The 11,917-nt window shown below is 69.2% G+C and carries 9 protein-coding genes; 8 read left to right on the top strand and 1 reads right to left on the bottom strand.

Annotation, left to right across the window (positions count from 1 at the left end):
* The first annotated feature begins 248 nt into the window (after positions 1–248).
* Together OH735_RS35205 and OH735_RS35200 are read left to right on the top strand one after the other, a co-directional pair.
* The gene (locus OH735_RS35205) at positions 249–1,817 is read left to right on the top strand and encodes a N,N-dimethylformamidase beta subunit family domain-containing protein (protein ID WP_406385685.1); all 1,569 of its coding nucleotides are present in this window, start codon (positions 249–251) and stop codon (positions 1,815–1,817) included.
* Positions 1,818–1,996: 179 nt separating this feature from the next.
* Positions 1,997–2,890, top strand: a complete 894-nt coding sequence (locus OH735_RS35200; RefSeq protein WP_406385684.1) for a sulfurtransferase — start codon at positions 1,997–1,999, stop codon at positions 2,888–2,890.
* A 75-nt stretch (positions 2,891–2,965) separates the two neighbouring features.
* Here OH735_RS35200 and OH735_RS35195 read toward each other — a convergent pair whose 3' ends face one another.
* Complete coding sequence (locus tag OH735_RS35195) at positions 2,966–3,574, bottom strand: GPP34 family phosphoprotein (RefSeq protein ID WP_406385683.1); 609 nt, start codon at positions 3,572–3,574, stop codon at positions 2,966–2,968.
* A gap of 344 nt (positions 3,575–3,918) precedes the next feature.
* Here OH735_RS35195 and OH735_RS35190 point away from each other — a divergent pair, with 344 nt between their 5' ends.
* The 6 genes from OH735_RS35190 to OH735_RS35165 all read left to right on the top strand — a co-directional run bounded on the left by OH735_RS35190 (position 3,919) and on the right by OH735_RS35165 (position 11,707).
* Positions 3,919–4,941, top strand: a complete 1,023-nt coding sequence (locus OH735_RS35190; RefSeq protein WP_406385681.1) for a polyphosphate kinase 2 family protein — start codon at positions 3,919–3,921, stop codon at positions 4,939–4,941.
* A complete protein-coding gene (locus OH735_RS35185) occupies positions 4,938–5,090 on the top strand; it encodes a hypothetical protein (RefSeq protein ID WP_406385679.1) in 153 nt (50 codons plus the stop codon). The genes OH735_RS35190 and OH735_RS35185 overlap by 4 nt, the downstream gene beginning before the upstream one ends.
* A gap of 2 nt (positions 5,091–5,092) precedes the next feature.
* Positions 5,093–5,362: a cation transporting ATPase C-terminal domain-containing protein gene (locus tag OH735_RS35180; RefSeq protein WP_406385677.1), complete on the top strand. Its 270-nt coding sequence runs from the start codon at positions 5,093–5,095 to the stop codon at positions 5,360–5,362.
* A gap of 115 nt (positions 5,363–5,477) precedes the next feature.
* Positions 5,478–7,859, top strand: a complete 2,382-nt coding sequence (locus tag OH735_RS35175; RefSeq protein ID WP_406385675.1) for a phosphoketolase — start codon at positions 5,478–5,480, stop codon at positions 7,857–7,859.
* Between the two features lie 1,286 nt (positions 7,860–9,145).
* Positions 9,146–9,484 (top strand): NUDIX hydrolase, encoded by a 339-nt coding sequence (locus OH735_RS35170; protein WP_406385673.1) that lies wholly within the window; start codon positions 9,146–9,148, stop codon positions 9,482–9,484.
* A 255-nt stretch (positions 9,485–9,739) separates the two neighbouring features.
* Positions 9,740–11,707: an ABC transporter ATP-binding protein gene (locus OH735_RS35165; RefSeq protein ID WP_406386871.1), complete on the top strand. Its 1,968-nt coding sequence runs from the start codon at positions 9,740–9,742 to the stop codon at positions 11,705–11,707.
* Positions 11,708–11,917: the final 210 nt, after the last annotated feature.

Below are 11,917 nucleotides of genomic sequence, written 5' to 3'. Positions count from 1 at the left end.
CCGATCCACTGCGGTCTCCGCATGACAACTCCCGTTCTCGTCGCATCGCACCCGGCCTGGAAAGCGCTTGCAGCGGACGCTAACGGGGGTCTGAATCCGCGGTCAATCCCCACCCGTGCGTGACAGCCATCGGGACGGCCGCGCACGGCTCGGCCCGTCCCCGGTTCGGCTCCTCCCGGGTCGTCCCCGAGCCGGTGGCGGGTGACGATGGCCGGTGACAGGACTGCGGTACGGGTACGGCGGGCGACATGACGCATGGTGAAGGGCAGAACGCCGGGCTTCCCGGCCGGCTGGACCGCAGGCTCTTCCTCGCCGCGGCAGCGGGTGGGGCGCTGGCCGGCGCGACGGTGACCGGCTGCCGCTCCTCCGCGACCGGGTCCGCCCCGCCCGGCACCGGCCGCCCCACCGGCCAGGGGGAAAGCGCCCGGACGGGAGACGCCGACTGGCGGATCCGTTCGGTGGGACCGCCCGACGCCGTCGAGGGCTACACCGACAAGGTGAGCGTGCTGCCGGGTGAGACGTTCGGCCTGTACGTCTCCACCACCGCCCCGGGATTCAGGGTGTCGGCCTACCGCGTCGGCTGGTACGGCGGGGCGCAGGCGCGACTGGTCTGGCGTTCGCACCGTGTTGCCGGGGCGGTCCAGCCCCGCCCCCGGCTGATCCAGGTCACCCGTACCGTACGGGCGGACTGGCGACGCACGCTCCATGTCCGCACCGGCGGGTGGCCGGAGGGGGCGTATCTGCTGCGGCTGGACGCGGAGAACGGCCATCAGCGCTACGTTCCCCTGATCGTCCGCTCGGCGAGCGCGGCGGGCAGGATCGTGCTGATGCATGCCGTAGCGACGTGGCAGGCGTACAACGCATGGGGCGGCTACAGCCTTTACCAGGGCGAGAACGGCGCGTACGGCACGCGGTCGCTCGCCGTCGGCTTCGACCGCCCTTACGACCGCGACGGCGCCGAGAAGTTCATGGTCTACGAACGGGCGGCGGTGGTCCTGGCGGAGAGACTGGGCATCCCGCTCGCCTACACGACGGGCACGGACATCCACCGCGACCCCGGCATTCTCCACAACGCCGCAGGAGTTCTCTCCCTGGGACACGACGAGTACTGGACGCCCCAGCAACGGGCCCACGTCACGCGGGCGCGCGACGCGGGCACCAACGTGGGCTTCCTCGGCGCCAACGCCTGCTACCGCAGGATCAGGCTGGAACCGGACGCCACCGGCGCCGACCGCACCGTCGTCTGTTACAAGACGGATTACCGGAACGACCCGTACCTCGCCGGACACCCGGACATGCCGACCAACGACTTCCGCCAACCGCCGGGCGCCTCCCCCGAGTCCTCCCTGACCGGTGTCCTCTACGAGGGCTATCCCGTGGACGCCCCGTATGTCGTCGACCGGAGCGACCACTGGCTCTTCGAGGGGACGGGCGTGAAGCGGGGCGACTCCTTCGACCATCTGGTCGGGGTGGAGTACGACCGGGTCACTCCGGGCATGCCCACCCCGGCGCCGCTCGAAATCATCGCCCACTCCCCTCTCGTCTGCGCGGGCAGACCCAGTCATTCGGACTCCGCCTACTACACCGTGCCGAGCGGGGCGGGTGTCTTCGCCTCCGGGACGATGCGGTGGGTCGAGGCCCTGATGGCGGGCACCCGCGAGAACGGACGCAACCACGGCATGGACGCCCGTACGGGGGCTTTCGTCACCCGCGCCACGGAGAATCTGCTCCACGCGTTCGCGGCGGGCCCGTGCGGCCGGAGCAGGCCGAAGCCCACGGACAATGCGAGCGAGGTGTACGCGTCCGCACCACGCTGACGCCATGGATGTCGCACCTGTAGGTGAACACCGTCTGCCTCAGGCGCGGTCGGGCAGGACATCCGGGGGCGTCGAACCGCTGTTGACACCGGCCGGGGGCCGCTGCGATCTTGTGATCGTCGCACGGTTCTTGCCGGGTGGCCCTCATTTCCGGACCTTGACCTGGACCTGGAGCAGACGTGAGCGACGACGTACCGGCGTACGCAACCCGGGAAGACCTTCCCGGCCCGTTCCCGGGCCCTCTGGTCGGGGTCGGTTGGCTGGCGGCGCGGCTCGGCGCGCCGGGGCTGGTGGTCCTCGATGCCTCCGTGGGCACACACCGCGGCTCCGGGCAGCGGATTCCGGGAGCGCGGCCCTTCGACATCGACGGGGCGCTCTCCGACCACACGGGGCCGCTGCCCCACACGATGCCCGACGCCGACCTGTTCACCGACGAGCTGCGTGCCCTCGGCGTCCACGACTCCGACACCGTCGTCGTCTACGACCGCGTGGGCATCTACTCCAGTGCGCGTGCCTGGTGGATGCTGCGCGCGATGGGCTTCGACCGGGCGGCGGTGCTCGACGGTGGCCTGCCCGCCTGGACCGAGGCCGGACAGCCGCTGGAGAACAACGTGCCCGCGTCCGCCGTGGCACGTGGCGACTTCATCGCCCGGCCGCGCCCGGGGCTTTTCGTCGGCAGCGACGAGGTGGTGGCGGCCCTGGCCGACCCGGCAGCGGCCGTCTTCGACGCCCGCTCCGCGGAGCGGTTCTCCGGCGCCGTCGCCGAGCCGCGTCCGGGGCTGCGCCCCGGCCATATGCCGGGGGCGGTCAACCTGCCCTTCGGTGAGCTCCAGCGCGACGGCCGGATGCTCCCGGCGGACGAGTTGCGCGCCGCGTTCGGCTCCCTCGCGGGGGAACGGGAGCGGCTGTTCTTCAGCTGCGGATCGGGCGTCACCGCCTGCGTTCTGACACTGGGCGCCGAGCTGGCGGGGTACCGCGAACTGGCCGTGTACGACGGGTCCTGGAGCGAATGGGGACTGCCTTCGGAGCTGCCGGTCGTGACCGGGGCAAAGAGCGGCGGGCCGCTGCGCTGACACTGCCGGCCGCGTCCCTGCGGGCTCCGGCTCCGTACCCGCGGTGTGCGCCCCGCTCCCCCTCCCTCGCCGTGGTCAGCCGCCTCGCCATATGTTGTCGAAGGCCGCCTCATCGAGGGCTCGCCGTTGCCGTTGGAACTCCAGGTCCCTCAACGCGTCGTCGACGGCGGCGAGCACCGTCGCCACCGCGTCGTCGTCGACGCCCGGGGAGTCACCGGTCGGCTTGTCGCGGATTCCGACGGCCGCGGCGAGGGCGGCGAGAACGGGTTCGTCGGACGTCCAGCGGTCAGCCGCCTCGCGGCGCGCGGGTGAGTCGACCAACACCGTCGGACTGGACCGGGAAGGCGTCCAGTGCGTGAGCCGTTGCCGAGTGAGTTGCCCATCCGCCTCCAGGGCATCCAGATAGGCCGTGGCCAGACCGCGACCCCTGCGCCACAGATAGTCGTCGAGCGAATCGTACGGCGCTTCCCGGACGAGCGACGCTGCGGCCTCGTCCAAAAGGCGGTCCGGCATGGCCGGCGGGTGGCTCGGCACGATCTGATCGCCGTCCAACCGGATGGCCTGAGCACTCAGGAGGTCGATCAGTTCACCGCCCGCGAGCGCCAGCGACAGATCGCCTCGCTCCACAGGTCGACGGGTCGGCTGGTCCATGGCGGCGATCAGGAGGTCCCTCGGTGTGGTCATGAATGGCTCCACGCGTCCGTATCGGTGGCCGCCGCGTTGGCCGCACGGATCGGCTGTACGCAGCCGACGGGGGTGAAGCTCGGCCGAACGACCCGTCACACCAGCATAGGGAGCACGGACGGCAGCTGCATCCCGTGCCGATCGGACCTTCCTGCCGCGGGCCGCCCTCGCCCATTCGGTCCTGCCAGGAATGCCGCCGGGCCCTGTCGTGCGCACACTGAACGCGTCCCGGAAGCCGCGTCGGCGTGGCTGCGGGACTGCATCCGCCGGCCGCCCCTGGGTTGCCGACGCCGTCGGGCACCGTGCCCAGGCGCTCGTACGACGCGAGAAGGAGCCGGGCCACAATGGATGAGCAGCCGGCGAAGCGCATAGCCGCATTCATCGAGCCGTTACGGGTCACGCCCGGGTCCCGGGTGGATCTCGCCGAGGACTTCGACGCCCGCTACAAGGACCGTTCCCTGACGAAGAAGAAAGGCGTGGAGTTGCTCGGCACCACCACCGCGCTGCTGGCCGACTATCAGGCGCGGCTGGCCGCCCAGGACACGTACGGCGTGCTCGTCTGCCTCCAGGCGCTGGACGCGGGTGGCAAGGACGGAACGATCCGTCATGTCATGAGCGGGGTCAATCCGCAGGGCGTCAGGGTGAGCAGCTTCAAAGTGCCGTCCGCCGAGGAACTCGGCCACGACTACTTGTGGCGGTACGCGCGCCGCTTGCCCGCCCGGGGCGAGATCGGGATCTTCAACCGTTCCCATTACGAGGAGGTCCTCGTGGTGAGGGTGCACCCCGAGAACCTTGATCGCCAGCGGCTGCCTCCGTCGGCGAAGGCCGCGAGTGTCTGGGACCGCCGCTACCGGGAGATCAACGACTGGGAGCACTACTTGTCCGACAACGGGTTCAAGGTGGTGAAGATCTTCTTGAACATGTCGAAGGAGGAGCAGCGCAAACGCTTCCTGAAGCGGATCGACCTGCCGGAGAAGAACTGGAAGTTCTCGGCCTCCGATGTCCGGGAGCGCCGGTACTGGGACGACTATCAGCGAGCGTTCTCCGAGATGCTCTCGGCCACCAGCACACGTTGGGCCCCGTGGTACGTGATACCGGCGGACCGGAAGTGGTTCGCGCGCCTGTGCGCGGGGGCCGTGCTCGCGCACACGCTGATCGACATCGCTCCGCATTACCCGCGGGTCGGTGCCAGGGCGCGCAAGGAACTGCTCAACGTCAAGCGTCAGTTGGAGGACGAGGCGCCGGAAGGCAGCCCGCCGGATCCGTTCGCGGCCGCGCATGCGGCGGGCCGGGCGAAGAAGACACGGCAGCACGGCCGGGGCGGATCGGATCAGCACGGATCGTCACGCACGGCAGCGGCACGTTGATCGTCACCGCCACGGGCGCCGACACCGAACTCGGGAAGATCTCCGGGCTGCTGTCGGCCACGGTACGGGAGGAGTCGCCGCTGACGAAGCAGCTCAACTCGCTCATGCTGTGGATCGCTTCGGCGGCCGGCCTCACCATGAATGTCTGATCGTGGCTGCGTACGAGTGCCGCAGTGAGACCGACTCGGCACTGACGCCGGACACGTTCAACAGCAAGCAGATGAACTGGGCTGCCGTGGGAGAACTCGCGCTCGCGGTGCTGGTCACGCAGATGGACGCGTTCCGTCGGATGCTGGGCGCCGCCCAGCTCGATCTCCGGCAGTTCGCCTGGGCACTCCTGCCCGCCCTCGGGCTCCTGCTGCTCTGGGAACTCGGCAGAATCTCGGCCCGGCGCTCACGCCGCACGAGGTCACGCCGTTGAACCGGGCACGCGCGGACGGTATCGGCGCATACGTGGTCCGCGGAACCGGCCGCGCGGCCCCATCACGGGACGAGCAGATGACTCATCCTCTTCACCGCACAGATGGAGACATGGCATGACCACTACTTCGGACTCGGCCGGCACGCTCACCGACGAGGAGGCAGCCTCCCTCGACGCCCACTGGCGCGCCGCGAACTACCTCGCGGCCGGGCAGATCTACCTCATGGCGAACCCGTTGCTGGCAGAGCCGATGCGCGCCGAGCAGATCAAGCCTCGGCTGCTCGGCCACTGGGGCACTTCGCCCGGCCTGAACCTCGTCTACACCCATCTCAACCGGATCATCAAGAACCGGTCACAGGATGTGCTCTGTGTCTGGGGTCCCGGACACGGGGGTCCGGCGGTGCTGGCCAATTCCTGGCTGGAGGGCACCTACACACAGACGTATCCGGACGTCACCCGGGACGCCGAGGGCATGGCTCTGCTGTTCCGGCAGTTCTCCTTCCCGGGCGGCGTGCCGAGCCATGTCGCGCCGCAGACTCCCGGCTCCATTCACGAGGGCGGCGAGCTGGGCTACTCGCTCTCCCACGCCTATGGGGCCGCGCTGGACAATCCTGCTCTGCTGGTCGCCTGTGTGATCGGCGACGGTGAGGCGGAGACCGGCCCGCTGGCCACCTCCTGGCACGGCAACAAGTTCCTCGACCCCGTCCATGACGGGGCGGTGCTGCCCATCCTGCATCTGAACGGATACAAGATCGCCAACCCCACCGTGCTCGCCCGGCTGCCCGAGGACGAACTCGACCAGCTGATGCGCGGATTGGGGCACGAACCACTCCACGTCACCGGCGACGACCCCGCGGCCGTGCACCGTGCCATGGCCGCTGCCATGGACACCGCCGTGGACCGGATCCGCGCCATCCAACAGGCCGCACGCCACGACGGAGAGCGCAGCCGCCCGCACTGGCCGGTGATCGTGTTGCGCACACCGAAGGGCTGGACCGGACCCGCCGAGGTCGACGGCCTGCCGGTGGAGGGCACATGGCGCGCCCATCAGGTCCCGCTCGCCAACGTACGGGACAACCCCGAGCACCTCGCGCAGCTGGAGGACTGGCTGCGTTCCTACCGCCCCGAGGAACTCTTCGACCCCACCGGACGCCCCACCGAGCAGGTACTGGCCTGTGTACCGGAGGGCGACCGCCGGCTCGGAGCCACCTTGCACGCCAACGGTGGCCGACTGGTGCGCACCCTGCCGGTGCCGTCGTTGGAGGAGTTCGCGGTACGCGTCCACAAGCCCGGGGCCGCCCGGAGCGAGCCCACCCGGGTGCTGGGCGGAATGCTGGAGCGCATCATGTCGGACACCGCGGAGCGCCGGGACTTCCGCCTGTTCGGCCCCGACGAGACCGCGTCCAACCGGCTTCAGGCCGTCTACGGTGCCACCGGCAAGGCCTGGCAGGAGCAGATTCTGCCCACCGACGAGAACCTGGCGCGGGACGGCCGGGTGATGGAGATCCTCTCCGAGCACACCTGCCAGGGCTGGTTGGAGGGGTATCTGCTCACCGGCCGCCACGGCCTGTTCTCGTGCTACGAGGCGTTCGTCCACATCGTCGATTCCATGGTCAACCAGCACATCAAGTGGCTGCACACGTCTCGTCAGTTGTCCTGGCGCGCGCCGATCGCCTCGCTGAACTACCTGCTCACGTCGCATGTGTGGCGCCAGGACCACAACGGCTTCTCGCACCAGGACCCAGGATTCATCGACCACGTTCTCAACAAGAGTCCCGAAGTGGTCCGCGTCTATCTTCCGCCGGACGCGAACACACTGCTCTCCGTCGCCGAGCACGTGCTGAACAGCCGCGACTACGTCAACGTCGTCGTGGCCGGCAAGCAGCCGTCCTTCGACTGGCTCGACATCGACCAGGCACGTGCGCACTGCGCACGTGGCGTCGGCATCTGGGAATGGGCCGGCACGGAGACCGGTGATCGCGAACCCGACGTCGTTCTGGCCTGTGCCGGCGACGTCCCCACGCAGGAGGTGCTGGCCGCTGCCGACCTGCTCCGGCGCCACCTGCCGGACCTGGTGTTCCGCGTGGTCAACGTCGTGGACCTGACCCGGCTGATGCCCGCCACGGAGCATCCGCACGGCATGACCGACCCCGAGTTCGACGCGGTCTTCACCACGTCCCGGCCGGTGATTTTCGCCTACCACGGCTACCCGTGGCTGATCCACCGGCTCGCCTACCGCCGGGCCGTCCACCCGCACATGCACGTACGGGGTTACAAGGAGTCGGGCACCACCACCACGCCGTTCGACATGGTGGTCCGCAACGACCTGGACCGCTACCGACTCGTCATGGACGTCATCGACCGGGTTCCCTACCTCGGCGCCCGGGCCGCAGCGACACGAGAGGCCATGGCGGACTCCCGCAACCGCCACCATGGCTGGATCCGCGAACACGGCGACGACATGCCCGAGGTCACCAACTGGGCCTGGTCGTCATGACGCCTTGAACCGCCGCCCCCTGACGGTGACCTTCAGTTCGGCGGGGTCGAGGTCCGGGGGCGGCCTGGCCGTAAAGCTTTTCCCACAGGGCGAGACAGTCGCGCTGCACCTTCAGGGCGCCCTTGCGGCGGCCCTCGGGAAGCGGATCGAGTTCGCTGATCAGCAGGCCGGCCAAGTGGCTGTTCTCCAGGGTGAGTCCGGCTTTTCCACCTGCACATCGAGGGCACCTGCCCTGCATCCAGGCCGACCCCGCGTGGGAGCCCGAACACCGCTCCGTCTGCGCACTCAACGAACAGCTGCGCCAGATCCGTACCCGGGCGCCGGCCGACCAAGTGGGCGACGACGTCGGATGGTTGGCCCAGGTGGTACCCGACTGCCCGCCGCATCGCCGACGGCCGGGACGAGCCGGTCCCCGACGAACCGCGCGTCCGGCGTTGCGACCGCTGTTGAACCATGCCGATGAAGTCGCGGCACCGACGATGATGCCGCCGGTCCCGCCGGCATGGGTCCGCAAACAGCGGTTCCTCTTCAGGCCCTTGCGTCGAGGGCTGCGCGGCACGGTCAGCCTCGGTAGTAGTCGGCCGGCGCGGTGAACGCCGCCTTCGGTTCCCAGGACATGTCGGGATACGTGTCACCCTGACGCCGGAGTTCTTGTCGTACTCGACGATCTCCATGAAGCGACCGCCCAGGTCACCCGCGCCACGAAATGCAGCAATGCCGAACTCGGTGATCGCCACCGGTTTTCCCTGTGCGACGAGGGTACGCACGCCCTCGGCGAACCGGTCGGCGACCTGGCTGACACCTACGCCGGACTGAAGCCCGAACGCGGCACGTCCGCCCTCGGCACCCGGCTCGGCATGACGGACCTGGACGTCATCGGCAGCAATACAGAGCCCGTCGCGCACCGTGTCGTCGACACCATCCAGCCCCGGCCGCCGTGCGTGGGAGTGCGGCCAAAACCACACCTGCATCCTTCCACGTAATCCCCCGACAGGAGTACCCACACCCACAGGAGTGATTCGAACGCAACATCACATCACGCGAGGGGCATTCCGCCAGGATCGCATGGGCGATGCGAAATTTTGTTCTAAATTTCGCCCCCGCAGACCCGTGACGGGGACGACGAACCCCACGTTGTCCGAGCACCTGTCCGCCCCATCGAATCGCAGGAGTCGTCATGCATCGCTCGCCCTTGTTCACCGTCCTTCATCCTGTGTCCGAAACCGATCTCCGAAGTGCGGGACGCCTCGCACGCGCGAGTGAACTCCCGGGTCTGGGAGGTCCGCGTGCGCAACAGGGTCCGGTACTTCGTGAACGTCGCACCCGGGCCGGAGTTCTACACCAGGGAGACCTTCGCCTACCAGCACGCGGTGCCGGCGCTTGGGGCGGGCAACGCAGCGACGCTCGTGGACAGTTCGGTGCAGGTGCTGCTCCGCCCGGATGGGCGGGCCCCGTGCGTACGAATGGGCGCCGGTGCTGTGCACGGCGCCGGTGAACTGGCCCTGGTCGGTGGACATCTGGAGGAGGGTGAGTCACTCGACCAGGCCGCCCGGCGCAAGGCACGTGAAGAGACCGGCGTCGACATCGACGCGCGTCATCAGGAATTCTGCGGGCTGGCGCATTAAAACAGCCGGCACGGCGGAGGACGGATCGCAGCGGTGTTCGCCGCGCAGCGTTGGGCGGGAGAGCCGTACAACGCGGAGCCCGACAAGCACGATGGTCTGTTCTGGGTACCGACGGAGCAGCCCCCGAGGGACTGTCACCCCTACACCGCGGCGACCTTCCGCATGCTCGTCGAAGGCCCCTCGTACCTGGCGCCGAACTGGACGGACCCCACTCAAGGAGGCAAGTACGTGAGAAAGTTCTTACGCCGTGTCCGGATGGTCGAACCGGTGGTCTCCGCGGCCGAACAGGAGTTGTTCGGCGGGCCGTTGCGCTACGACTTGGGCTTTGCCGAGCACGAACATGCCCGACTGGATCTGACGATGCTCTCGGCGATCCGGGCCATGCCCCGGCTGGTCGGCAGTACGCTGCGCCGGGCGTGGGCGGCGGACCGGCCGGCGCTGCTGGTCGTCGGTATGAGCGAGGTCGGGCAGGGCATTGCGGCAGCCGTGGGTCTGCTGGCGGTCAACTCCGTGATGCACGCGCTGCTCGGGGCCGGGGATGCCGTCGACCGGTTGCATACTGCCCTGCCCGCGCTGGTGATCGGCGCGGTGGTCGCGGTGATGAATGCCGGCCTCGCCGGTCTGTCCACGTCGCGGGCAGGCCGTCTGGAGCCGCTGGTCGAGCGGATCGCGACGACGGAGTACCTGGCTGCGGCCACGGTGGTCGAGTTGGAGGCGATCGAGGATCCGGAGTTTCGCCGCTTGATCGATGTGGCCCAATTCGGGGCCGCCTCCGCCCGGCGCATGATCAGTGCGTGCGTGGCCGCACTCAACGGAACGATCTCCCTGATCGCCACGGCGGGCATCCTGACCGTCCTGGACCCGGTGCTGCTTCCAATGTTGCTGTTGATCGCGGCTCCTCGTGGCTGGGGGGCGATGCGGGTGGCGCAGGAACGGTATGTGTCGGTGATGACGTGGGTCGAGCACGTGCGCGCCAGCCGTCTGATCGGAAATCTGCTGACCGAGCGCAGTGCGGCCCAGGAGGTGCGGATCCACGCGGTCGGTGCGTTCCTGTTGGAGAAGTACCGCGGCATGGCCGAGAGCGCCGAGGCCGAACAGAAGCGGCTCGCGAACGGCAAGGCGCTGACCGAGTTGGTGGCAGCCGCGCTGTCCGGTCTGGCGATGGCAGGCACGTACGGGGTGATGCTCTGGCTGATCATGGCCGGTCACATGAGTCTGGCCGTGGCCGGTACCGCGGTGATCGCCGTGCGGTCGGGCTCGGCGAGCCTGGGTGCGCTGGTCATGAACGTCAACCAGCTGCACGAGGAGAGCCTCTACGTGCAGGACCACGACCGGTTCCTGGCGGAGGCCGGGCGACGACGCATTCCCGACGGCGGGCGGCACCTGCCGGAGCGGGTGGGCGAAGTCGTCCTCGACAAGGTCACCTACTGCTATCCGGACCGTGAAGCTCCCGCGCTGGACGGGGTCTCGATAGCGTTTCCCATGGGGTCGGTGACCGCTGTCGTGGGTGAAAACGGCTCGGGCAAGAGCACCCTGATGAAGGTCCTCGCCGGGCTGCTGCTGCCGCAGGACGGCACGGTGCACTGGGGTGCCGACGAGCTGTCCGGCCTGGACCGCTCGCAGGTGTTCGACCGCGTGGCGCTGCTGACCCAGGATTTCCAGCGCTGGCCGGTGACCGCCGCCCTGAACATCCGCATCGGCCGCCCCGACCGGCACGCCGGGCACGAGGAACTCCAGCCCTCCGTCGACTACGCCGGCGCAGCCCCGGTCATCGCGAAACTCCCCCACGGCCTGCGCAGTTTGCTGGCCCGCGTGTTCCGCGGAGCCTTTGAACTCTCCGGCGGCGAGTGGCAGAAGATCGGCCTGGCCCGCGCCCACTGGCGCACGGAAACCTCCCCGGCGGACAGCGTGCTGATCGTCGACGAGCCCACCTCGGCCCTCGACCCCGAAGCGGAGATCGCCGCCTTCGACGCCGTCCGCCGTCTCGCCGGCCCGCACCGCGCCGTCGTACTGGTCACCCACCGCATGTCGGGCGTCCGCCACGCCGACACCATCTACGTCCTCAACCGAGGCCGCCTCACCGAACACGGCAGCCACGACGAACTCATTGCTGCCCAGGGCCGCTACGCCGCCATGTTCGCCACACAGGCCGCCCAGTACGCGGCGGAGCCCCATGGCTCCGTACCGCGCCCCAGCACGCCGCCCGTCCCGGAACGCTCATGAGCCTGCCCGGCGAGAGGATCACCGTGCCCCCCGTGTCCACCGCCCCATCCCCCACACTGAGACTCCTGACACGCCACGAAACTTGCTCGCCGCCCCATTGGCCACGGACGGTCGGATACGCACAGCCGCCGTCGAAGCGGCTTTGTCGAGGAGCAAGCAGACCGTGTCGCGCATCACATCGCCCTCATGTCACGGACGGGGCGGCATCTT

This window comes from Streptomyces sp. NBC_01618, from assembly GCF_045209435.1.
Classification (GTDB): domain Bacteria; phylum Actinomycetota; class Actinomycetes; order Streptomycetales; family Streptomycetaceae; genus Streptomyces.
This window is presented reverse-complemented; position numbering and strand designations above follow the sequence as displayed.